General features: G+C 71.1%; 19 protein-coding genes and 1 riboswitch. Of the genes, 5 read left to right on the top strand and 14 right to left on the bottom strand.

What is annotated here, in order from left to right; genetic code table 11:
- Positions 1-4: 4 nt before the first annotated feature.
- The 4 genes from FY549_RS08615 to FY549_RS08630 all read right to left on the bottom strand — a co-directional run bounded on the left by FY549_RS08615 (position 5) and on the right by FY549_RS08630 (position 5,674).
- Entirely contained in the window at positions 5-376 is a 372-nt protein-coding gene (locus FY549_RS08615) for a YrdB family protein (RefSeq protein WP_149084670.1), read from the bottom strand.
- Between the two features lie 9 nt (positions 377-385).
- The gene (locus tag FY549_RS08620) at positions 386-2,476 is read right to left on the bottom strand and encodes a sigma-70 family RNA polymerase sigma factor (protein WP_149084671.1); all 2,091 of its coding nucleotides are present in this window, start codon (positions 2,474-2,476) and stop codon (positions 386-388) included.
- A gap of 517 nt (positions 2,477-2,993) precedes the next feature.
- Positions 2,994-4,166 carry an N-acetylglucosamine-6-phosphate deacetylase gene (locus FY549_RS08625; RefSeq protein ID WP_149084672.1) on the bottom strand — a complete coding sequence of 391 codons (1,173 nt, stop codon included), beginning with the start codon at positions 4,164-4,166 and terminating at the stop codon, positions 2,994-2,996.
- The gene (locus FY549_RS08630; protein WP_149084673.1) at positions 4,163-5,674 is read right to left on the bottom strand and encodes a family 20 glycosylhydrolase; all 1,512 of its coding nucleotides are present in this window, start codon (positions 5,672-5,674) and stop codon (positions 4,163-4,165) included. The genes FY549_RS08625 and FY549_RS08630 overlap by 4 nt, the downstream gene beginning before the upstream one ends.
- Before the next feature lie 117 nt (positions 5,675-5,791).
- Positions 5,792-5,876: riboswitch (ZMP/ZTP riboswitch) on the top strand.
- Between the two features lie 38 nt (positions 5,877-5,914).
- Between FY549_RS08630 and glyA the strand changes: the two genes are divergently transcribed.
- Entirely contained in the window at positions 5,915-7,189 is a 1,275-nt protein-coding gene (gene glyA / locus FY549_RS08635) for a serine hydroxymethyltransferase (protein WP_149084674.1), read from the top strand.
- Positions 7,186-8,064: a bifunctional methylenetetrahydrofolate dehydrogenase/methenyltetrahydrofolate cyclohydrolase gene (locus FY549_RS08640; protein WP_149084675.1), complete on the top strand. Its 879-nt coding sequence runs from the start codon at positions 7,186-7,188 to the stop codon at positions 8,062-8,064. Before glyA ends, FY549_RS08640 begins: the two co-directional genes overlap by 4 nt.
- A gap of 80 nt (positions 8,065-8,144) precedes the next feature.
- On the opposite strand, the gene FY549_RS08645 is transcribed toward FY549_RS08640, so the two are convergent.
- The 7 genes from FY549_RS08645 to FY549_RS08675 all read right to left on the bottom strand — a co-directional run bounded on the left by FY549_RS08645 (position 8,145) and on the right by FY549_RS08675 (position 15,412).
- Positions 8,145-8,867: a DUF6882 domain-containing protein gene (locus tag FY549_RS08645; protein ID WP_149084676.1), complete on the bottom strand. Its 723-nt coding sequence runs from the start codon at positions 8,865-8,867 to the stop codon at positions 8,145-8,147.
- Positions 8,868-8,935: 68 nt separating this feature from the next.
- Positions 8,936-9,739, bottom strand: coding sequence for an HpcH/HpaI aldolase family protein (locus FY549_RS08650; RefSeq protein WP_149084677.1), 804 nt, complete (start codon positions 9,737-9,739; stop codon positions 8,936-8,938).
- Positions 9,724-10,509: a fumarylacetoacetate hydrolase family protein gene (locus tag FY549_RS08655; protein WP_149084678.1), complete on the bottom strand. Its 786-nt coding sequence runs from the start codon at positions 10,507-10,509 to the stop codon at positions 9,724-9,726. The genes FY549_RS08650 and FY549_RS08655 overlap by 16 nt, the downstream gene beginning before the upstream one ends.
- Positions 10,510-10,518: 9 nt before the next feature.
- Positions 10,519-11,685, bottom strand: a complete 1,167-nt coding sequence (hpaD, locus tag FY549_RS08660) for a 3,4-dihydroxyphenylacetate 2,3-dioxygenase (protein ID WP_149084679.1) — start codon at positions 11,683-11,685, stop codon at positions 10,519-10,521.
- Positions 11,686-11,715: 30 nt separating this feature from the next.
- Positions 11,716-13,260 (bottom strand): 5-carboxymethyl-2-hydroxymuconate semialdehyde dehydrogenase, encoded by a 1,545-nt coding sequence (gene hpaE, locus FY549_RS08665; protein WP_149084680.1) that lies wholly within the window; start codon positions 13,258-13,260, stop codon positions 11,716-11,718.
- On the bottom strand, positions 13,257-13,943 hold the full coding sequence (locus tag FY549_RS08670; protein ID WP_149084681.1) for a GntR family transcriptional regulator: 687 nt from the start codon (positions 13,941-13,943) through the stop codon (positions 13,257-13,259). Before FY549_RS08670 ends, hpaE begins: the two co-directional genes overlap by 4 nt.
- Positions 13,940-15,412 carry a fumarylacetoacetate hydrolase family protein gene (locus FY549_RS08675; protein WP_149084682.1) on the bottom strand — a complete coding sequence of 491 codons (1,473 nt, stop codon included), beginning with the start codon at positions 15,410-15,412 and terminating at the stop codon, positions 13,940-13,942. Before FY549_RS08675 ends, FY549_RS08670 begins: the two co-directional genes overlap by 4 nt.
- A 143-nt stretch (positions 15,413-15,555) precedes the next feature.
- Between FY549_RS08675 and FY549_RS08680 the strand changes: the two genes are divergently transcribed.
- Entirely contained in the window at positions 15,556-16,935 is a 1,380-nt protein-coding gene (locus FY549_RS08680) for an MFS transporter (RefSeq protein WP_149084683.1), read from the top strand.
- Positions 16,936-16,994: 59 nt separating this feature from the next.
- On the opposite strand, the gene FY549_RS08685 is transcribed toward FY549_RS08680, so the two are convergent.
- Positions 16,995-17,702: an IclR family transcriptional regulator gene (locus FY549_RS08685; RefSeq protein WP_149084684.1), complete on the bottom strand. Its 708-nt coding sequence runs from the start codon at positions 17,700-17,702 to the stop codon at positions 16,995-16,997.
- 128 nt (positions 17,703-17,830) lie between these two features.
- On the opposite strand from FY549_RS08685, the gene FY549_RS08690 reads away from it, so the two are divergent.
- Positions 17,831-19,693: an FAD-dependent monooxygenase gene (locus FY549_RS08690; protein WP_149084685.1), complete on the top strand. Its 1,863-nt coding sequence runs from the start codon at positions 17,831-17,833 to the stop codon at positions 19,691-19,693.
- 94 nt (positions 19,694-19,787) lie between these two features.
- Complete coding sequence (locus tag FY549_RS08695) at positions 19,788-20,168, top strand: VOC family protein (protein WP_149084686.1); 381 nt, start codon at positions 19,788-19,790, stop codon at positions 20,166-20,168.
- A gap of 666 nt (positions 20,169-20,834) precedes the next feature.
- Here FY549_RS08695 and FY549_RS08700 read toward each other — a convergent pair.
- Both FY549_RS08700 and FY549_RS08705 read right to left on the bottom strand, forming a co-directional pair.
- Positions 20,835-21,683 (bottom strand): PhzF family phenazine biosynthesis protein, encoded by an 849-nt coding sequence (locus FY549_RS08700; RefSeq protein ID WP_149084687.1) that lies wholly within the window; start codon positions 21,681-21,683, stop codon positions 20,835-20,837.
- A 27-nt stretch (positions 21,684-21,710) separates the two neighbouring features.
- Complete coding sequence (locus FY549_RS08705; RefSeq protein ID WP_149084688.1) at positions 21,711-23,438, bottom strand: thiamine pyrophosphate-binding protein; 1,728 nt, start codon at positions 23,436-23,438, stop codon at positions 21,711-21,713.
- Positions 23,439-23,479: the final 41 nt, after the last annotated feature.

A 23,479-nucleotide genomic window follows, 5' to 3' on the forward strand; every position in this document is an offset into this window, starting at 1 on the left:
GCGCTCACGCCAGAGAGCGGCGCCCGCTGAGGACGCCGGCGACGACCGCGACGAGTGCGAACGCGGTGCCGATCAGAGCCTGGCCCATGGACCACCAGGCGATCGTCACGCCCACGTAGATGAAGAGCTCCACGATCGCGCGGAGGAAGGGGTGCACGCGCAGCACGGGGCGCGGTGACAGGAAGAGCGCCCAGAGCAGGAGGGTCACCACGGGCGCGCCGATTCCGATCACGACGTTCCAGGGAAGATCCCAGCTGGCGAAGCCCCACAGGGCGAGCGATGCGATCGCCACGACGAGGACGACGACGCGCACGATGTCGAGGGCCGAGATGACCGGACGCTCGACGCCGGCGACGGGTGCGGGATCCGGGGTCATACGTCCAGTCTATTCCGCGACCGGTGCGCCCTCGGTCGTGCTTGCAGCGTCGGCCGGTGCCGCAGGGGCGGCCGCACCGGGTGCCGGCGCGGCCTCGGCCTCGGGAGGCGCTGATCCGGTCTCCGTCTCCGCCGGTGCCGCTTCCTCGGGGGAGGGCGCAGCCGGCTCCGTCTCCGCCGGTGCCGTCGGAGACGCCTCGGGTGCCGACGCGGGGTCCTGCGTCGGCGCGACAGCCGGCTCCTCGGGGGCGACGGAGACAGGCTCCTGGAGCGCCCGTGCGGCGGCGCGCTCATCGGCGGCCGCGCCCTGGGGCTCCAGCGCGTACAGCGTGGTGGTGGCCGAAGGGCCGGGCTCGCCTGACGGCAGGAGGTACTGGAACGTCACGGGGACGATGCTCGCGAAGAGGAACTGCACGTGCGAAGGACGGAGCTCGATGGTGCCGGTCCCGTCGTCGCCGAGGACGACACGACCGCCGTCCGCCTCGCTCCCGTCGAGGAGAGCCTGTACGACGGTGCCCGGTGCGCCGGACACCGGCACGACGTAGCGCCAGTTCAGGCTGTCGTCGAGCCAGAAGTCGGCCGTGCCCCACGTCGGCGGCTCCGTCGGGAGCGCCGGGTCCACGGGGTCGACGGGGTCGACCGGGTCCACGGGGTCGACCGGGTCCACGGGGTCGACCGGGTCCACGGGGTCGACCGGGTCCACGGGGTCGACCGGGTCCACGGGGTCGACCGGGTCCACGGGGTCGACCGGATCCACGGGATTCGCCGGATCCACCGGGGCGACAGGCGGCAGCGTGGCCTCAGGGAGGCCGGTCGGAACCTCGGGAGCAGCGGGCGCCGTGTCCGGGCCGGTCTCCTCGGCGGCGGGCGGTACCGCGTCCTCCTCGGCCGGGGGAGCCGGTGTCTCGTCGGCATCCGGAGTGTCGATCACCACGGGCTGCTCGAGATCGAGCGAGGAGTCGGGGGCGATGTCGGTCGTGATCGACGACGGGTCGGAGTCGGACGCGCTCGGCAGGGAGGTCATCGGCTCCGCGCCCGTCAACCCGGGAACGATCGCGGCAGCGGCCACCACCCCGGCGACGACGAGGGCCGCTGAACCGGCGCCGACGACGGCACCCATGCCCGTGAAGATCCCGCCCGAGCTCGCTGCCGTCCCGGTGCCACCGGAAGAACCCGCTGCGGACCCCGCCGCACCGGAGCCGCCCGCTCCCGCCGCGGCCTGGCCGGTTCCACCGTCGCCGAGGAACACGGCGCCGGGGACGCTCGACGACATTGCCGCCACGGCCACGACGGGCGCGCCCCCCTGCAGGGTGGCCAGGTAGCCGGAGGCACCGGTCGCGCCGAGCACGAGGGGAAGCAGGACCAGGGCGAGACGCTTCGAGACGTCCTTCGCCTCGGCGGCGACGATCATGCAGCGTGCGCACTCGTCGAGGTGCAGTTCCAGACGACGGTGGTCGCGGGTGGCGAGGTTGCCACGCGAGTAGGCTCCCAGGTGCTCGATGGTCCACTGGCACTCGGAGCCCGCGCTCGCGCTGCGCAGGTGCGCCTGGATCCAGGCTTCGCGCAGTCCTTCGCGGGCGCGGAAGGCCAGCTGGGAAACCGCACCGGCCTTCATGCCGAGGAGAGGAGCGACCTCCTGCGGCTTCATCTGCTCGATCTCGGTGTACCAGAGGACTTCCTGCCAGCGCGACGGCAGGCTCCGGAAGGCCTGGGCGGTGAGGCTGCGGTCCAGGGCCTCGTTCGAGGCGTGCTCGGTGCTGTCGGGGTCGGCGACCGTGTCGAGTTCGTCGATCGCGGTCTCGCGGCGCGCGCGGCCCCAGGCGGCCGCCGTGTTGCGGATGCTTGTGAAGAGATAGGCGCGGAACGACCCGTTGGGGCCGCCGCCCTTCAAGATCGCCTGATAGATGCGGGTGTAGGACTCCTGCACGAGGTCGTCCGGATCGATGGATGACGTGACGGAGCGTGCGACGGCGATCCCGGACGGGTAGTGGCGTCTCCAGAGTTCTCCGAACGCCCCTCGGTCGCCCGAGCGGACGCGGAGGATCAGGTCGGCGTCGCCGATGGTCTCGTCTGGTGTGATGTTCTGTCGGTGCACGGTCATCCATCTGGTCCCGGGGCGCGGATGTGTCCCCAGGAGGAGAGACGCACGAAAGCGTCCTTCATTACGCGGTCAGACCATTCTCTCGCGAATCGCGCCGGGGGCCACCCCGCGGCGCGACTCCAAGGAGATGTTCGGGATGCCCCGCTGATCCCTCCGGCACAGCCTCAGAGCCGGGCCGCGAAGACCCGCCGAAACTTTTTTCCGAGAACCGCGTAATGAACGGGGGCCCTCCACGTCTCTTCCCGTAGAGACAGCCGAAGTGAACTCCTCCGGGGGGCGGAGTTCCGGCGCTGGTGTGGGGGGGTACTGCACCAGGGGCGGGTCGGGATCCTCGGGGAGGAGCTCCCGGCCCCGCCCGCTCGAGCGGGAGGAGAAGGGCCGCCGATCTGGGGAGAACGGCGGCCCTCCACTCCCACCCAGCGAGATACGCGTCGCCGATCTGGGGAGTCGGGCGACATGGTCTCGTCCGATCGACCGGAGACCGCAGCGCTGCGCGTCGCGCGAAGCGCTGCACTCCCTAGGCGGGCAGCGCCGGTCCTGTCCAGACCCGCGCGACGCGCAGCTCCGCGTCCAGCAGCACGGCGTCGCCGAGCATGCCAGGGCGCAGACCGCCGAGGTGCGTCTCGCGTCCGATCGCGCGTGCCGCGGTTTCGGTGAGGGCGCGGACCGCATCCGGGAGGAGCACGCCCGCCGCCACGGCCCTCTGCAACGCGACGTCCTGGGTCAGGGTGGATCCGGCGATCGAGCCGGTGTCGTCCGCGCGCGCCACCCCGTTCTCGACCGTGACCTTCACCGTGCCCAGGTCGTAGTGGCCGTCCGCGCTGCCCGCAGCCGCCATGGCGTCCGTGACGAGCGCCACGCGGTGAGGAGCGGCGTCGAACAGGAGCTTGACGACACGCGGGTCGAGGTGGACGTCGTCGGCGATGGCCTCGAGGATCACTCGATGGTCGGCGGCTGCCGCCAGCACCGGTCCGGGTGCGCGGTGGTGGATGCCGGGCATCGCGTTGAACGCGTGCGTGAGGATCGTCGCGCCCGCTTCGAACGCGGCGACCGCCATGGTGGCGTCGGCGTCGGTATGGCCCACCGCCGCGGCGGCGCCTGCGGCGACGATCTGGCGGACGGCGTCGATACCGCCCGGGAGCTCCGGCGCGATGGTGACCTGACGCACCGTGCCCTCTCCGGCCTCGAGCAGCCGAGCGACGTCGGCCGCGACGGGATGGCGGAGCAACGAGGGCTCGTGGGCGCCATGATGCCCGGGATCGAGGAACGGGCCCTCCAGATGCGATCCGAGGATGTCCCGGTCGGTCCTGGTCAGGGCGGCGATCGTGGCGACGCTGCGGGCGAGGTCGTCGATCGTGCCGGTGACGAGCGAGATGACCGCCCTCGTCGTCCCGTGCTCGCGGTGCAGGTTCCGACCCGTCCGGATGGCGTCGACGCCGTCGTCATAGGCGGCACCCGCCCCGCCGTGACCGTGGATGTCCACGAATCCCGGAGTGAGGAACGCCCCCGGTCCTGCCGCCTCCGCGGCATCCACGACGTCCGTCGCAGCCTCCCAGCCCGTGCCCGTCCCGCGTGCGACGACGATGCCGTCCTCGATGCGCACCCACCCGTCCTCGGTGATCTCTCCGCGGTCGACGAGACGGACGGAGTGGATGACGAGGGAACCGGTCGCGGAGGAGAGGGTCTTCAACGGGCGCTCCAGGGGATCTCGGGGGCAGGGTGGAATTCGACCCCCTCAGCCTTCCACAGCGGCGCCAGTGCCCCGACCCGCGTGCGGAACGATTCCCACGTGCGGCCCGCGCCGTCGATCGGAGACCAGGCCACCTCCGCCTGAGCCGCGGCGCGCGGGAACACGAGCCGCTCCACCTCGTCGAGCGTGCGCGTGGTCTCCGACCACAGCGGGGCCTCGACGCCGAGGATCGCCTCAGCGGGAACATCGAGCACCGCGGTGGGTTCCCACTCGTAGGCGCGACGCACGTCGATGATGGCGGCCCAGGTGAGTCCGAGCGGGAAATCCTCGGTGTACTTCATGTCCAGGTACGTCACGTCCGCCGCCGACATGATGAGGGCGCCGCCGCGGGCCACGAAGTGCGCGGCTTCCTCGGCGTGCGTCCCGGTCGGGGTGGTCATTCCCCAGTACTGGCCGACGGTGCCGGGGGCGATCCCCGCGGCCGACCCCATCTCGTGCCAGGCCACCGGGACCTTGCCCTCCTCGACGACGATCGCCGTGGCTCGCTCGGCGAAGAGATCGAAGTCGGCCTGGGGCGTGCCGAGGGACTCGTCGCCACCGATGTGGATGTACGGCCCCGGCGTCATCTCGGCGAGTTCGCGCACCACGTCGCGGACGAACCGGTACGTCTCCTCCTCGTGGATGCGCACGCTGGAGTGCCCGACGCCCCAGCCCAGATAGGGCTCTCCAGCCACGGGGAGGGGCTGGCCGAGCTGCTCGGACTGGGCGACCAGCGCGTCGTTCAGTACCGGGGGCTCGACGAGCTCCGGGTAGGCCACGCCGATCGCGTGCGTGTGCCCCGGCAGGTCGACCTCGGGGATGACGATCATGTGGTGGGCGGCCGCGTACGCCACGATCTCGCGGTAGTCGTCCTTCGTGTAGAAGCCGCCGGGAGCACCGTCCGCCGCGGTGGCGGCCGCCCGCTCGGTGAGCAGCGGCCAGGAGTCGATGTGCACGCGCCAGCCCTGGTCGTCGGTGAGGTGCAGGTGCAGGTGGTTGAACTTGAGGGCGCTGGTGCTGGCGATGAACCTCTTCACGTCCTCCACTCCGAAGAAGTGCCGAGCCACGTCGAGCATGACGCCGCGGCGCGCGAAGCGGGGCGAATCGGCGATGTCGGCGCCGAGCAGCGCCCAGCCGGCGTCGTCCTCGCGCAGTAGCTGGAGCAGCGTCTGGACGCCGTAGAAGAGACCGGCCTCGTCGGCACCCACGAGCAGGGCACGGTCGCCGACCTCGAGCGTGTACCCCTCGGGCGCGCTCGACTCCGGGTCGAGGAACAGCTCGATCTCCGCGGGGCCGGAGTCCACCGCGGTGAGGCGGAGGCCGGTGCGGCGCTCGATGGCGTCGATCAACTGTCCGGTGGCGGGGGACGAGCCGAGCACGCGCGTCGTCGCGGCGAGCGGCAGCCGTCCGTCCCTGGCCTTCGCGGACACCGGGGCGGGGACGAGGGGAAGATCAAGAGGTAGGACCATGAACAAAACCTAGCCGCCGAAACGCTGCAAGGGAACAGCGGGATCGAAACGATTCTGCGGACGTCGCGGACGACGCCCGACACGACCGCGTGCGGCGCGCCGTGCATCGGCTATGCTCGTAACCGTCGCGACTGGCGTCTGGGTGGACTACCACCGGGGAGCGACTGACCACGGAATTCGACCGCGCGCCTGGGCCGATAGGAACACCTTTTTCGAATCCGTCGTCACAAGGAGCACGTCATGACCGACCGTTACTTCAACGCCCCGCTGTCCGAGGTCGACCCGGAGATCGCCGAGGTCCTCGATCGTGAGCTGAAGCGCCAGCAGACCTTCCTCGAGATGATCGCCTCGGAGAACTTCGTCCCGGTCTCGGTCCTCCAGTCGCAGGGCTCCGTGCTCACCAACAAGTACGCCGAGGGCTACCCCGGCCGTCGCTACTACGGCGGCTGCGAGGAGGTCGACGTCGCGGAGGAGCTCGCGATCTCCCGCGCCAAGAGCCTGTTCGGCGCGGAGTTCGCCAACGTCCAGCCGCACTCCGGGGCGTCCGCGAACGCCGCCGTGCTGCACGCGATCGCCCGCCCTGGCGACACGCTTCTCGGACTCTCGCTCGACCAGGGCGGCCACCTCACGCACGGCATGAAGATCAACTTCTCCGGCCGCCTCTACGACATCGTCGCCTACGGGGTCGACCCGGAGACCTCGACCATCGACATGGACGAGGTTCGTCGCCTCGCCATCGAGCACCAGCCGAAGGTCATCATCGCCGGCTGGTCGGCCTATCCGCGGACGATGGACTTCGCCGCGTTCCGCGCCATCGCCGACGAGGTGGGCGCGATCCTCTGGGTCGACATGGCGCACTTCGCCGGTCTCGTGGCTGCCGGCCTCCACCCCAACCCGGTGCCGCACGCGCACGTCGTCTCCTCGACCGTGCACAAGACGATCGGCGGTCCGCGCTCGGGCTTCATCCTCACCAACGACGCCGACCTCGCCAAGAAGATCAACACCGCGGTGTTCCCCGGGCAGCAGGGCGGTCCGCTCATGCACGTGATCGCGGCGAAGGCGACGGCCTTCAAGCTCGCCGGCACGCCGGAGTTCAAGGAGCGCCAGGAGCGCGTGCTGCGGGGTGCGAAGCTCATCGCCGAGCGCCTCTCGCAGCAGGATGTCAAGGACGCCGGCATCGCCGTGCGCTCCGGCGGCACGGACGTGCACCTCGTGCTCGTCGACCTCCGCGACGCCGAGATCGACGGCAAGCAGGCGGAGGACCTCCTGCACGACATCCACATCACCGTCAACCGCAACGCGGTCCCGAACGACCCGCGTCCGCCGATGGTGACCTCGGGACTGCGCATCGGCACGCCCGCGCTCGCGACCCGTGGCTTCGGCGACGCCGAGTTCACGGAGGTGGCCGACATCATCGCGCTCGCCCTCCTGCCTGGCGCCGACATCGAGGCCCTGCGCGCCCGCGTGGACGCCCTCGCGACGGCCTTCCCGCTCTACCCGGGCCTGCAGCAGTGACCGCGGTCGTCCTCGACGGCAAGGCGGCAGCGGCCGCGATCCGCGCCGAGCTGACGGAGCGGGTCGCCGCGCTGAAGGAGCAGGGCGTCACCCCTGGCATCGCCACGGTGCTGGTGGGAGCGGACCCTGCCTCGCAGCTCTACGTCGGCATGAAGCACCGGCAGTCCGAGGCCATCGGGATGAACTCGATCCAGCGCGAACTCCCGGCGGACGCCACGCAGGCCGATGTCGAGGCGCTGATCGACGAGCTCAACGCCGATCCCGCGTGCCACGGCTACATCGTCCAGCTCCCGCTGCCGAAGCACCTCGACACCGACGCCATCCTGGAGCGGATCGACCCGGCGAAGGACGCGGACGGCCTGCACCCGACCAACCTCGGGCGGCTCGTGCTCAACGTCAACGCGCCGATCCACACGCCGCTGCCGTGCACCCCGCGCGGGGTCATCGAGCTGCTGCTTCGCAATGACTACGATCTGCGCGGGAAGCACGTCGTGGTCGTCGGCCGCGGCGTCACGATCGGGCGCTCGATCGGGCTGCTGCTGACGCGTCGCGACCTCAACGCGACCGTCACCCTGACCCACACGGGCACCGTCGACATGCCGAGGTACCTCCGTGAGGCCGACGTCATCGTGGCGGCGGCCGGCGTGAAGCACCTCATCCGCGCCGAGGACGTGAAGCCCGGCGCTGCGGTGCTGGACGTCGGGGTCACCCGCGAGACCGATCCGGAGACCGGCAAGAACCTCGTGTTCGGCGACGTCTCGCCCGAAGTCGCCGAGGTCGCCGGCTACCTGTCGCCGAACCCCGGCGGCGTGGGACCGATGACCGTCGCCCTGCTCATGACCAACGTCGTCGAGGCGGCCGAGCGGACGGTCTGACCTCCGCGCCGCGTCGCAGAATCACGCGAACGCCGCAGGGATCCGGGTGATCCCTGCGGCGTTCGTGCGATTCTGCGGACTCAACCCTGGCCGTGCAGCGCGCTCTCGACGCCGCTGATCCGGGCCTGCTCGTCAAAACGGACGGTGGCCGTGCCGGAGGCATCGGTCACCCGGGCGCCGGAGAAGGACTCGTCGGTCCAGGCGAGGGTCCAGCCGGCGAGGCGGGCGAGGTCCCAGACGGCCGTGCGGGCGTCGGGAAGCGGTGTCTGCGCGAGAGTACGGGGGAGCGCGGCCACCGTGTCGGCGACCGTGAGCGGGGCGAGCGGAGCATCGAGGAGGAAGACCGCGCGGGTGCCGCCCTCGACGGGGGCCGAGTAGTAGGGGGAGCGTCCGGTGAGCTCGACGGCCACGCCGCCGATGGTGTGAGCCGCGCGGGCGATCCAGTCCGCGTCGCCGGAAGCGTCCGCGGGGAACGGGATTTCGGGGGTGGTGAGCTCGGCGATCCCGTGCTGCTCGCCATAGGCGCGGAGCTGCGCGGCGACGCCCTGGGGGTCGCCCTGGGGGTGCGCCCATGCCCACAGCAGCGAGCGCGGTCCGGGGGCGATCGTGGCGATGAGGTGCGCGCGGGTCACGAGCTGCCGGGTCGGATCGGCGTTCGCGGTGAAGGTCAGCGTGCCCGCCGCGAGGTCGGCGTCCCACCGGTGCTCGCCGAGCGCGTCGGCGGCCGCGGAGAGGGCGTCCTGGCGGAGCGCGGTGAAGAGGGCGGCACGGTCGGCGAGGGGCTGCAGCGGGGGGAACGTCATGACCACAGTCTCGCCGGGATTGCTATGAATCCGCCACTCCTGCGCGCTCCGTCACCAGGGAGCCGACGTCAGTAGCTGGCGCGGCCGGCGTCGTCGGAACGGGGGAGGAAGCGGGCGGCGAGGGCCTCGGAGGCGCGGGCGAGGAGGGCGACGTCGGCGCCGACGGCCACGAAGTCCGCACCCGCCGCGAGGTACGCGTCGGCTGCGGACGGGTCGAACGCATTCACGCCCACCGGCTTCCCGGCGCCGTGGACCGCCGCGAACACCGACTCCACGGCGGCGACCACGTCCGGATGCGTCTGCTGACCGAGCAGGCCCATCGACGCGGACAGATCGGAGGGGCCGACGAACACCGCGTCCACGCCGTCGACCGCGGCGATGTCGGCGGCGGCCTCGACCCCGGCGGCCGTCTCGATCTGCACCGTCAGCGACACGTGCTGCGCGGACTCCTGCAGGTACCGATCGACGCGGTTCCAGCGGGCGCTGCGGGCCAGGGCACTGCCGACCCCACGGACGCCCTCGGGGGGATACCGGGTCGCGGCCACGGCGGCCCTGGCCTCGTCGGCGGACGACACCATGGGGACGATGAGGTTCTGCGCGCCGAGGTCGAGCACCTGCTTGATCGCGACCGCGTCGTTGAACGGTACCCGGACCAGCGGCGTGACCGGATAGGCCGCGACCGTCTGGAGCTGCAGCAGCACGGACTCGAGCGTGTTCGCCGAGTGCTCCATGTCGATGAGCAGCCAGTCCAGCCCGGAACCCGCGGCGACCTCGGCGAGCAGCGGGCTGCCGGAGCACACCCACATGCCGACGAAGGGCCGGTCGGACGCGGCGAGCTGCTCGCGGAAGGACGGGTCTAGACGAAGCGGCATGTGATGGTCCCCATCGGTCCGTAGTCGCACAGCACCTCGTCGCCGCGCGACACCCACATCGGGCGCGTGAACGATCCTGCCAGGATGATCTCGCCCGCCTCCAGACGCGCGCCGTGCTGGTGGAACTTGTTCGCGAGCCACGCGACCCCGGTGGCGGGGTGGCCGAGCACCCCCGCGGCGACACCGGTCTCCTCGATCTCCCCGTTGCGGGACAGCACCCCTGGCACCCACCGCAGGTCGATCTCGTCTGGGCGCTTGCGCACCGTCCCCAGCACCATCGCCCCGTAGGCGGCGTTGTCGCTGATGGTGTCGACGATCGTGCGACCCTCGAGCTCGATGTGCGAGTTCAGCACCTCGAGGGCCGGCACCGCGTAGTCGATCGCGGCGAGGGCGTCCTCCAGCGTGCAGTCGGGGCCCTCCAGGGGCTCCTTGAGCACGAACGCGAGCTCGACCTCGATGCGGACGTTGGAGAAGTGGGCGGTGGGGATCTCCGCGCCGGACTCGTACACGGTGTCATCGAACATGACGCCGTAGTCGGGCTCGGTGATCCCCGTCGCCTGCTGCATGGCCTTCGACGTCAGGCCGATCTTGCGGCCGACGAGTCGACGGCCCGCCGCGACCTGCGAGTCGCGCCACACACCCTGGATGGCGTACGAGTCCTCCACGGTCGCGTCGGGATACCGCGCGGTGATGCGGGGGATCACCCCGTGCGAGCGGTCGGCCTCCGCGAGCTCCGCGGCGATCTGCGCGATCGTCTCCTCAGACAGCATGCGGGACTCCTAGAGCTGGTGGCCGAGCTTGTACTCGCCCTGCTTGTACTCGGGCATCGAGGCCTCGCCCTCGTCCGCGCGGGTGTAGGAGAAGCCGTCAGCGCCGATCGTCACGGCCATCTCGCTGGAGTCCGTGCGGGCGATCACCGGCTGCGGGTTGCCGTCGAGGTCGAGCACGAGCGACGCGTCGGTGTACCAGGAGGGGACCACCGGGGTGCCCCACCAGTCGCGGCGCTGGTTGTCGTGCACGTCCCACGTGACGACGGGGTTGTCCGGGTCGCCCGTGTAGTAGTCCTGCGTGTAGATCTCGACCCGGTGGCCGTCGGGGTCGCGCAGGTAGAGGTAGAACGCGTTGGAGACGCCGTGCCGGCCGGGACCGCGCTCGATGGCGTCGGAGCGGCGGAGCGCCCCGAGCTTGTCGCAGATCGCGAGGATGTTGTGCTTCTCGTGCGTCGCGAAGGCGACGTGGTGCATGCGGGGGCCGTCGCCACCCGTCGCCGCGGTGTCGTGCACGGTGGGCTTGCGGCGCATCCAGGCGGCGTACACGATGCCCTCGTCGTCCTGGATGTCCTCCGTCACGCGGAACCCGAGGTCCTGGTAGTGGCGCACCGCACGCGGCACGTCGGGGGTGACCTGGTTGAAGTGGTCGAGGCGCACGAGCTCGCCCGGCGTGTGCAGGTCGTACCGCCAGGACAGGCGCTCGACGTGCTCGGTGGCGTAGAAGAACTCGTACGGGAAGCCGAGCGGGTCGACGACGCGCACCGAGTCGCCGATGCCCTTCACGAAGCCGTTCTCCTGGCGGCGGACGTCGCAGCCGAGCTCCGTGTAGAACTCCACGGCGCGGTCGAGGTCCTCCGCGGAGCGCACCCGGTACGAGAACGCGGCGACCGCGGCGATCGGCCCCCGACGCAGGACGAGGTTGTGGTGGATGAACTCCTCCGTCGAGCGCAGGTAGATCGCCTCGTCGTCCTCCTCCGTGACGTACAGGCCCAGGATGTCGACGTAGAACTGTCGTGAGGCGGCCAGGTCGGTCACGACGAGCTCCATGTACGCGCACCGCAGGATGTCCGGCGGGGTGCTCTTCGGCGTCGCGACGGGGTTGTCGCTCTGGATCGGCGCCTCCTGGCTCACGTAGTAGCCGGAGGAGGTGAGGGTCTTGGCGGTCTTGTCTGTCATGTCAGCGTCCTTGCTCGTCACGGAATCGGGTCAGCTCTCGGCGTCTTCCGCCGCCTCGGCCACGTCCTCCGCGAGGGCCTTCTTGCCGAAGGTCGGGTTGTGCGGGGTCGAGGCGAGCGTGATGTGCACGCTCTGCTGGTCGGTGTAGAAGTCGATGGAGCGGTAGCCGCCCTCGTGGCCCAGGCCCGACGCCTTCACACCGCCGAACGGCGTTCGGAGGTCGCGGACGTTGTTGCTGTTCAGCCACACCATGCCGGCCTCGACGGACTGCGCGAAGGTGTGGGCGCGCTTGAGGTCGTTCGTCCAGATGTAGGCCGCGAGGCCGTACTTCGTGTTGTTCGCCAGCGCCAGGGCCTCCTCGTCGGAGTCGAACGGGGTGATCGCGACGACCGGGCCGAAGATCTCCTCCTGGAAGATGCGGGCGTCGGGGGCCACGTCGGCGAACACCGTCGGGGCCACGAAGTTCCCCTCCTCGAAGCCCTCGGGGCGACCGCCGCCGGCGACCAGGCGGCCCTCGGTCTTGCCGATCTCGACGTAGGACATCACCTTGTCGTAGTGCTCGGGGTGCACGAGAGCGCCGACCTCGGTCTCGGGGTCGTGCGGGTAGCCGACCTTGACGCGCTTCGCCTGCGCGGCGTAGCGCTCCACGAACTCGTCGTAGATCGAGCGCTCCACGATGATGCGGGACCCGGCGGTGCAGCGCTCGCCGTTGAGGGAGAACACACCGAAGATGGTGGCGTCGACGGCGGCCTCCAGGTCGGCGTCCGCGAAGACCACGGCGGGTGACTTGCCGCCGAGCTCCATCGACAGGCCCTTGAGGTACGGGGCGGCATTGCCGAAGATGATCTGCCCGGTGCGGCTCTCGCCGGTGAAGGAGATGAGCGGTACGTCGGGGTGCTTCACCAGGGCGTCGCCGGCGTCCTCGCCGAGGCCGTTGACGAGGTTGAAGACGCCCTGCGGCAGGCCCGCCTCCTCGAAGATGCCCGCCCACAGCGAGGCGGACAGCGGCGTGAACTCGGCCGGCTTGAGAACGACCGTGTTTCCGGTCGCGAGCGCGGGGCCGAGCTTCCACGACTCCAGCATGAACGGCGTGTTCCACGGGGTGATCAGCCCGGCGACACCGATCGGCTTGCGGTTGACGTAGTTCATCTGCTTGCCGGGAACCTTGAAGGCGTCGTCGGCCTGCGCGACGATCAAGTCGGCGAAGAAGCGGAAGTTCTCGGCGGCGCGACGGGCCTGACCGAGGGCCTGCGTGATGGGAAGACCGGAGTCGTAGGACTCGAGCTCCGCGAGGCGGGCGTCGCGCGACTCCACGATGTCAGCGATCCTGTGCAGCACGCGGGAGCGCTCGCGGGGGAGCATGCGCGGCCAGGGGCCCTCGTCGAAGGCGCGCTTGGCAGCGGCGACGGCGCGCTCGATGTCGGCCTTCTTGCCGGCCGCCGCCGTCGTGTAGGTCTGGTTGGTCACCGGGTCGAGCACATCGAACGTGTCGCCGTCGATCGAGTCGACGAAAGAGCCGTCGATGTAGTGCTGGATGTGGTCGGGAAGGTCGGCGGGGATACGGGAGTCGGTCATGATGCTTCTCCTTCGGCGGGGACGGAACGGGTGTGCAGGGCGTCGAGGAACGCGTCCCTCGTGCGCCACCGGTGGTTGCGGGCGGCGAGCTCGATCTCCAGCGGCTCGGCGCCGTCGCGGATCAGCTCGAGGATCTGTGCGTGCTCGTCGACCGAATGATGGGCGCGGCCGGGCACGTAGGCGAAGGTCGAGTCGCGGATGCCGGACAGCCGAGCCCAGCCGCGATGCACGAGGTCGAGCAGGTGCGGGTTGGGGCACGGCTCGAACAGCACGGAGTGGAACTGCCGGTTCAGCTCGGTGAACGTATGCGGGTCGAAGTGGTCGAGCAGGCGGCCCATGCGGTCGTTGACCTCGGCGGCCTCCGCGAGCGCGTCCGCGTCGAGCAGGGGAGCGGACAGCGCCGTGGCCGCGCCCTCGACGAGACCGAGCGTCTGCATGGTGTGCGCGTACTCGCCCTCGTCGACGAGGGTCACGCGGGCGCCGACGTTGCGCTCGAAGGTCACGAGCCCCTCGGCTTCGAGGCGGCGGATCGCCTCGCGCACCGGAACGACGCTCATCCCCAGCTCCTCGGCGATCGGGCCGAGGACCAGGCGGTAGCCGGGACCGTAGGTGTGCGCCGAGATACGCGCGCGGATCCAGGCATACGCCTGCTCCGACTTGCTGGCGCTCTCGACCGTGCTCACTTCTGGTCCGCTCCGCCGCCGGTGGCCTGCTCATACCGGGCGCGCCACTCCGCGTTCATCGGGAAGAGGCCGTCGACGGGGTGCCCGGCGGCGACCTGCTCGGCGATCCAGGCGTCCTCGATCTCCTGGGCGACGGCGTCGGCGGCGACCTCGGCGGCGAGGGCCGGCGGGATCACGATCACGCCGTCGCTGTCGCCGACGATGATGTCGCCGGGTTGCACGGTCGCGCCGCCGCACGAGATCGTCACGTCGACGTCCCACGGCACGTGCTTGCGGCCGAGCACCGAGGGGTGCGCGCCCTGCGAGAAGACCGGCAGCCCGATCTCGGCGACGGCCTGGAAGTCTCGGACACCGCCGTCGGTCACCACGCCCGCCGCGCCGCGGTTCTGCGCGCGCAGGGCGAGGATGTCGCCGAGGGTGCCGGTGGTCGCGTCGCCGCGGGCCTCGATGACGATCACCTCGCCTTCGGACACCGCGTCGAACGCGCGCTTCTGGGCGTTGTACCCGCCGCCGTGGGTGCGGAAGAGGTCTTCGCGGAACGGCACGAAGCGGAGGGTCTTCGCGGTGCCCACGATCTTCGTGCCCGCGAGGTTGGCGGAGACCCCGTCGATGAAGCAGGAGTGGTGTCCGCGCTTGCGCAGCTGTGCCGAGAGGCCGGCGGTGGGGGCTTCGAGGAGCTGGGCGCGGAGCTCGGGGGTGAGCGTGGGCGCGGTGTCCTCGGCCGGCAGACCGGCGAGTTCGCGGGAGCCCCAGGCCTCGGTGCGCTGGAGGTCGTCGACGGCGGGGAGCGAGCCCAGGTCGCCGTCGAAGGGGACGTCGCCCTGCGTGACCGTCGTGACCAGGCGGCCGGAGGTGGGAGCGCCGGGGGCGTCCGGGGCGTCGACCTCGATCTCGACCACGTCGCCGGGGACGATGACCGACGAGCCCGCGGGGGTGCCGGTCAGGATCACGTCTCCGGTCTCCAGCGTGAAGTGCTGGGAGAGGTCGGCGACGAGCTGGGCGAGCGGGAAGATGAGGCCCGCGGTGGTGTCGTCCTGGCGCAGCTCGCCGTTCACCCAGGCGCGCACGCGGAGGGCGGCCGGGTCGACCGTGCGGGCGTCGATCAGGTCCGGACCGAGCGGGGTGTACCCGTCGCCGCCCTTGGAGCGGACGTTGGAGCCCTTGTCGTTCGCGCGCAGATCGTAGAGGCCGAGGTCGTTCGAGGCGGTCACCCACTGCACGTGGTCCCAGGCGTCGGCGAGGGAGACGCGGCGGGCCGGGGTGCCGATGATCAGCGCGATCTCGCCCTCGAACGCGAGCAGCTCGGTGCCGGCGGGGCGCTCGACCGTGCCACCGGAGACCCCGACCGAACTGGCCGGCTTGAAGAAATAGGAGGGGTGGGCGGGGCGTCGGCCCCGCTGGTCGGCCCGCGAGGCGTAGCTCAGGTGGATCGCGATGATCTTCCCCGGGCGGGCGATGGTGTCCGTCACGGCTGCGCCTCCTCGCGCTCGTCAGGACGCGTTGTGCGTCGTATTCGAAATCATATATCATCGTCTCACCCCTCGGCAAGCAGATCGGATTCACGTCCGGGCGCGCCGTGACAACGCGGTCACAAGCACAAAGGAGACACCCCATGAGCGGGCAGTCACAGGGTGGGTTCACGCCCACCGGAACCATCGCGACGGCGGCCGACCGGCGTCGTGTCGTCTTCGCCACCGTGGTCGGGACCACCGTCGAGTGGTACGACTTCTTCATCTACGCCACGGCGGTCGGGCTCGTCTTCGGGCAGCTCTTCTTCGCGCCGCTCGGCGCCAACAGCGCTCTCGTCGGCTTCGCCACGGTCGGCGTGAGCTTCCTCTTCCGTCCCCTCGGCGCGTTCCTCGCCGGGCACTACGGCGACAAGCTCGGCCGCAAGGCCGTCCTGATGTGGACGCTGATCCTCATGGGTGCAGCGACCGCCCTGATCGGCCTGCTCCCCACCTACGAGACCATCGGCGTCATGGCCCCAGTCCTCCTCGTGCTGCTGCGCATCGTGCAGGGCATCTCGGCCGGTGGCGAGTGGGGTGGCGCGGTGCTGATGGCCGTCGAGCACGCACCGCGCAAGAAGCGCGGCATCTTCGGCGCCTCCCCGCAGATCGGCGTGCCGCTCGGCCTGCTGCTCGCGTCGGGTGTCATGGCGCTGATGACCGCGATCGCTCCGGGAGACCAGTTCCTCGCCTGGGGCTGGCGCGTGCCGTTCCTGTTGAGTGTCGTGCTGATCCTCGTCGGCTACTACGTCCGCCGGCGCGTGGAGGAGAGCCCGGTGTTCGCCGAGCTCGCCGAGCGCAAGGAGAAGGCGAAGATGCCGATCGTGCAGCTCTTCCGCAAGCACCTGCTGCTCGTCATCATCGCGGCCCTCGTGTTCGCCGGGAACAACGCCGTGGGCTACATGACCACCGGCGGCTACATCCAGGGCTACGCCACCAACCCCGATGGCCCGATCGGCCTCGAGCGCGGTCCCGTGCTGTGGGCGGTCACCGGATCGGCCGTCACCTGGCTGCTGACCACCCTGCTGGCCGGCTGGGTGTCCGACCGCATCGGCCGTCGCACGACCTACCTCATCGGCTGGGTGCTCCAGCTCGTCGGCGTGTTCACGCTGTTCCCGCTCGTCAACACCGGAGACGTCGGGTTGCTGTTCGCGGGCCTCGCGATCCTCACGATCGGCCTGGGCTTCACCTACGGGCCGCAGGCGGCGCTGTACACCGAGCTGTTCCCCGCGAGTATCCGGTTCTCCGGCGTCTCCATCTCGTACGCGATCGGAGCGATCGCCGGCGGGGCGTTCGCACCGACGATCGCGACGTTCATCGTGGACAAGACCGGCTCCACCGAGGCCGTCACCTGGTACCTCGCCGGCATGACGCTCCTCGGCCTCGTCGCGACGCTCCTGCTCCGTGACCGCTCGGGCATCCCGCTCGGGCCGGACCACGAGGAGGAGCAGTCCGTCAGCCCGATCCGCGGGCTCGCGAAGGTCTGACCTCGCCGACACGAGAGCGCACGTCCCGCACGGGCCGTGCGCTCTCGTGCGTTGCGGGCTCAGCCCTCGAGGGCTTCCCGGATGAGCGTCGCAGAGCGCTGCAGCCGCGCCGCGATCTCCCCGTCGTCGAGGTCGGTGGCGACGTGCACGACCGCGATCGCGGCGGGACGCTGGCCGCGCAGGGGCAGGGGGACCGCGACCGACTGGACCGTGGGGATGACCTCGTCGTGGCTCGTGGCGTAGCCGCGCGCGGCGGCGGTGTCGACATCGACGCGCAGGGCGGGGGAGATGTCTGCGGGCGTCTCCGCCGGGTCGAGCTGTGCGAGGATCGCCTTCCCGGGAGCACCGACCGTCACCGAATGCCGGGCGCCGGGGCGCTGCGCGACGCTGGCAACGGCGTGCCGAGGCTCGACGCTGGCGAGCGTGATGCACTCGGTGCCGTCGAGGACCGCGAGGAAGCACGTCATGCCGAGCTCGTTGGCGATGGCGGTCAGCTCCGGCAGCGCCTCGGCCTGGAGGTCGTGGGCGACGCCGGCGGCGAGGGCGGCCATGCGGGCCCCGAGGCTCACGGCGCCGCTCGCGTCGCGGGTCACGAGCCCGTGGTCCTCCAGGGTGCGGAGGAGGCGATACGCGATGGAGCGATGCACGCTGAGGCGTCCGGCGATGTCGTCGATGGTCAGCGGGCCGCGGGCCTCCGCGAGCACTTCGAGGATGCGGATCCCGCGGCTCAGCGTCTGCGAGGCGGGAACGGCGGGACGCTCGGGCATGGCTCTCCTTGCGGTGCGCGAAGCACCGGTCTAGGCTGTGTTCAATAGTAGAACACTGTGTTCGAATATAGAACACGGCGTTGCTGGGCGCAAGACCCGACGAAGACGTCCGGAAGGAATCGACGACGATGCAGTTCCACCACCACGGCTATGTGTCCGGAGACCCGCGCGTGCAGGACGCCGCCGGGACCGGGATCGACCGCCCCGCCGACCTGCCTGACGAGGTCGACGTCCTCATCGTCGGCTCCGGCCCCGCGGGCATGCTGCTCGCCGCACAGATGTCGCAGTACCCCGACATCACGACCCGCATCATCGAGAAGCGGGAGGGCCGCCTCGTCCTCGGGCAGGCCGACGGCATCCAACCCCGCAGCGTGGAGACCTTTCAAGCCTTCGGGTTCGCCGAGCGCATCATCGCCGAGGCCTACAACATCGGCTGGATGAACTTCTGGGGCCCCGACCCCGAGCACCCCGATCGGATCGTGCGGACCACCCGCACCGCCGACTACGCCTACGACATCTGCGAGTTCCCGCACCTCATCGTCAACCAGGCGCGCGTGCTCGACTACTTCGCCGAAGCGGCGGCCAACGGCCCTGCACGGATCGTGCCGGACTACGGCGTCGAGTTCCTCGGCCTCACCGTGCACGAGGAGGGCGACTACCCGGTCGAGGTGCGCGTCCGTCACGTCGGCGAGGCGGAGGAGCGCGTCGTCCGGGCGAAGTACGTCGTGGGCTGCGACGGGGCGCGGAGCGGCGTGCGCCAGGCGATCGGGCGCACGCACGTCGGCGCCAGCGCCGCGCACGCCTGGGGCGTGATGGACGTGCTGGTCAACACCGACTTCCCGGACTGGCGCACCAAGTGCGCGATCAACTCGAAGGCCGGCAACATCCTGCACATCCCGCGGGAGGGCGGCTACCTCAGCCGCATGTACATCGACCTCGGCGAGGTCGCCGCCGACGACGACCACCGGGTACGCCAGACGCCCATCGAGGAGATCATCCGGCGCGCGAACGCGATCCTCCACCCGTACACGCTCGATGTGAAGCAGGTCGCGTGGCACAGCGTCTATGAGGTCGGACACCGCGTGACGGATGGCTTCGACGACGTCGATCCCGGTGTCGACCGCAGCCCGCGGGTGTTCCTTACCGGCGACGCCTGCCACACGCACAGCGCCAAGGCCGGGCAGGGAATGAACGTGTCGATGCAGGACGGCTTCAACCTCGGCTGGAAGCTCGGGTCGGTGCTGAGCGGCCGTGCGCCGGAGTCGCTGCTCGCCACGTACGGTGCCGAGCGCCGCCCGGTGGCGCAGCAGCTCATCGACTTCGACCGCGAGTGGTCCAGCCTCATGGCGCGCAAGCCCGAGGAGATCTCCGACCCGAACGAGCTGGCCACGTACTACCTCGCGACGGCCGAGTTCCCGTCCGGGTTCATGACGCAGTACACGTCCTCCATGATCACCGGCACGGACGCCCACCAGGCGCTCGCGGTCGGGTACCCGTTGGGCAAGCGCTTCAAGTCGGCGGAGGTCGTGCGCGTCGGCGACGGCAACGTCATCCACCTCGGGCACCACGCCAAGGCCGACGGGCGGTGGCGTGTCTACGCGTTCGGCGACCGAAGCGGGCAGGCGCTCGCGGCGTGGGCGGAGGAGGCGGCACCGGTGTTCGCTCGGTTCACGCCCGCGGACGCCGACGCCGACGCCGTGTTCGACGTGAAGGCCGTGTATCAGCAGCCCTTCGAGGAGGTCGAGGTCACGACCACTCCCGACCTGTTCCAGCCGAAGACCGGCCCGCTCGGACTCACCGACTGGGAGAAGGTCTACGCGGCCGGCCCGAGCAAGTGGTGCGGCACGGACATCTTCGAGGCACGGGAGCTGTCCCGCGACGGCGTCGTGATCGTCGTACGACCGGACCAGTACGTCGCCGCGATCCTGCCGCTGGACGGCGTGGACGAGCTGGCGGACTTCCTGGACGGGGCGCTCCTCCCCGCACACTGAGTCCCTTCGGGGCGGGTCGGCCTCTGGCGGGTGTCGGAGGCCGCGCGTACTGTGAGGGCCGACGGGCGAGGGCGCCCGACAGGAGGAGAGCGTGATGGACTGGAAGATCGAACTCATCTTCGTGCCGGTCAGCGATGTCGACCGGGCGAAGGACTTCTACGTGAAGATCGGCTTCAATGCCGACCATGACCAGGTGCCGTACGAGGGGCTGCGCTTCGTGCAGATGACGCCACCGGGATCGGCATGCTCGATCGCCTTCGGGACGGGGCTCGACACGCGGCTCGCGCCGGGACAGCAGAACACGATCCAGGTGGTCGTCCCCGATGCCGACGAAGCTCTCGCCCATCTCCGAGGCCTGGGTGTGGAGGCCGAGGGCGTCGACGAGCAGGACTGGGGGCGGTTCGTCCGCTTCGACGACCCGGACGGAAACACCTGGACCCTGCAGGAGATCCCGGACTACAGCGCCCAGGGGTGACGGGGCCCGCAGCCCGGTTCCGGGGTGTGCGGGGTGTGCCGGGTGACGGTTCCGGGGTGTGCCGGGTGACGGTTCCGGGGTGTGCCGGGTGACGGTTGCACGACCGCGTCGCGGTTGCACGACCAGGGACGGGTTGTTGCCGTGCAGCTGTCGCCGGGTCGTGCCTGTGCACTGAGCCCGTGCGATCGGGCGGCGGATGCGGCGACGGCTGCACGATTCCGTGACGAGTGCACGACCTGGGGTCGACCCCGGTCCTGCAAACGTCCACCGGTCGTGCTGGTGTGCCGGGCGTCGGACGACGTGCCGGGTGCGCGACCCTGTGCCGTGTGCATGCCTGTGTGCCGTGTGCATGCCTGTGTGCCGTGTGCATGACTGTGTGCCGGGTGCGACCTGTGCCGTGTGCATGCCTGTGTGCCGGGTGCACAACCTTGTGCCGGGTGCACAACCTTGTGCCGGGTGCACGACGAGAACCCGGTTCTCGGCGGGCGTCTGTGCGACGGTCGTGCAGGGGAGAGAGGCCTCTCGGGTGCGTGTGGGCCGGGCCGCGACGCATGCACGATCGGGCGACGTGTGTACGGCTGGGTGAGGGGTTCTCGTCGTGCGGGCGGAACCGGGTCGTGCAGGTGTAACGAGGACCGGGATGCCGCAGCGCACCAGGTCGCGGGATCAGGCGATGCGCGTGGCTCCGCCGGAGACGACGAGGCCGCCGGAGGTCGGGATGGCGACGCGGAGTTCGCTCGGCCGTCCGACGTGGGCGCCCTGACGGATGCGGATGGTGTCTCCGGGGTAGCCCTGTGCCCGCAGGTAGGCCCCGACAGAGGCCGCCGCGGAGCCGGTCGCCGGGTCCTCGGTGATGCGCCCCACCGGGAAGAGGTTACGGGCCTCGATCTCGGCCGGGTCCTCGGCATGGAGCACCGTCACCGTGCCGTGCCAGCCCTGTGCGCGCATGAGGGCGGCGACCTCGGCGGGGGAGAAGCGGAACTGGTGGAACAGCTCGCGGTCGGCGACGAAGAGGATCGGGTGCCAGTTGCCCGCGAATGCCTCGCGGACCGGGAAGCGCGCGTCCACGTCGGCGACCTCCATCCCGAGCAGTCCGAGGAGCCGATCGCGCACCGCGGCGTCGAGGTCCCGCACGTCCGGCTCGACGCTCGTGAACGACACGGTGACCCGGCCGTCCGCGTCGGCGAACGACTCCATCGACACGGCTCCGGCCGCGGTCTCGAACACGACGGTCCCCGGTCCTTGCCGTTCCGCGAGGGCCACCGCGGTCGCGACGGTGGCGTGCCCGCAGAACGGCACTTCCGCGGCCGGCGACCAGTACCGCACCCGGAACCGGGAGCCGTCGGCCGCGGCGTCCTGGACGAACGCGGTCTCCGAGTACCCGACGTCGGCCGCGATCCGCTGCATGTCCGCATCGTCGAGTCCGTCCGCGGCGAGCACGACCCCGGCGGGGTTGCCGCCGTCCGGCGTCGCGGCGAAGGCGCTGTAGCGCAGGACCTCGGGAGCATCCGTCATTCCGGGAGCCTATCGGCCCCAGAGAGGTCACGAGTTCACGCGGATGATCTCCTGCTGATACGGCGCGATCACGTCGCCGGAGATCCGGAGATCGAGGACGAGGAAGCGTCGGGTCGCCGAGTCCTCCGCCGCCCACGTCTCCAGGCGGTCCAGGTCGGCAAGGGTCCGCACGACCACTCCCTCGGCACCGACCGCGGCGCCGAACGCGGCGAAATCGACCTCGGGGATGCGCATGGGTCCTTCGGCCAGGCCCTTCAGCCCGTAGAGGTTGACCTCGGCACCGTAGGCGGCGTCGTTCCAGACGACGGCCATTCCGCGTCCGCCCGCCGCCCGCACGGCCGATTCGAGGTCGGCGATCGCCATCAGTCCGCCGCCGTCGCCGGAGGTGAGGACGATGGTCGCGTCACGCCGGGCCAGGGCTGCTCCGACCACGCTGGGCCAGCCCTGTCCGATCGACTGGAACGCGGTGCCGATCATCATCATCCGGTCGGGCGCGGCGACCGGCCAGTACATGTTCGCCCAGCCGATGAAATGCCCGCCGTCCGACACCACGACGCGGTCCTGGGGGAGGAGTTCGGCGATCCGGCGTGCGGCGGAACGCGGGTCGAGGCGGCCGTCCGGCGCGAGGTCGTCCCCGGGCTCGTACGCGCGGGCCGCGACGACATCGACCGTCTCCCGCCAGGGTCGGGCGGGCGCAACTGCGGAGTCCGCGCCCGACACGCCGCCGGAGTCGGGGGCGGCGCCGGCGAGTCCGGCGGCATCTCCGAAGTCGTGCCCGGAGGAGAGGCGGGCGACGAGGGCCTCGGCCGCGAGGCGAGCGTCGGCGCGCACGAAGCCGCCGACGTGGGCGTGGGTCGCGGCCGGGGCCGTGTCGATCTGGAACACCCGGGTGCCGGGCGCGAACAGGTCGCCGAAGCGCATCGTGAACTGGTTGAGGCTGGCGCCGAAGACCACCGCGACGTCGGCGGTCCGCACGAGCTCCATCGCCCCCTCGGCGCCGAAGCCGCCGGTGACGCCGAGATCGTACCGGGCGTCAGGGAAGATGCCGCGGCCGAGGGCGGACGACGCGGTGAGAGCCCCCGTGCGTGCAGCGAGCTCGCCCAGAGCCGCACCGGCGCCGGCCAGCCAGGCCCCGCGGCCGGCGAGGAGGAACGGGCGCTCGGCGTCGCGCAGGGCGGCGGCGATCTCGTCCAGCATCCCGTCCGCGAAGGCGCCGCGCGGCGCGAGCGGAACCGGCAGCCGTGGCGCCGGGGCCGCGGGAACCTCTCCCGCCTCGAGCGCGGCGACGTCGTAGGGGATCGCGAGTACGACCGGCACGCGGTAGGTGAGGGCATGCTCGACGGCGATGACGGTCGTCGCGGCGGCATCCGTCCGGCCGACGGTATAGGTGCGCGCTCCCACGGCCGACGCCAGGGCGATCTGATCGACATCCCACGGTCGGGGCCCCGACGTCGGCTCGTCGCCGACGACGAGGACCAACGGCACGTGCGCCTGGACGGCCTCGGCGAGCGCGGTGATCGTGTTCGTGAAGCCGGCGCCGTATGTGGAGGTCCCGGCAGCGATGCGGCCGGAGGCGCGGAAGTGCGCGTCGGCCGCCACCACCGCGCCTTGCTCGTGTCGGACGGCGGTGAAGACGGCGTCGGTCTGCTTCTCGAGCGCGTCGAGGAAGTAGGCGTTGCCGTTGCCCATGACGCCGAAGACGGCATCGACGTGCTGGGCGAGGGTGAGGGCGACGTGCGCGGAGACGGAGGGCATGGGAAAGCCTTTCGAGACAGGGACGGAGAAGGGGATCCGTA

The sequence above is a fragment of the Microbacterium sp. 1S1 genome (assembly GCF_008271365.1).
Taxonomy (GTDB): Bacteria; Actinomycetota; Actinomycetes; order Actinomycetales; family Microbacteriaceae; genus Microbacterium.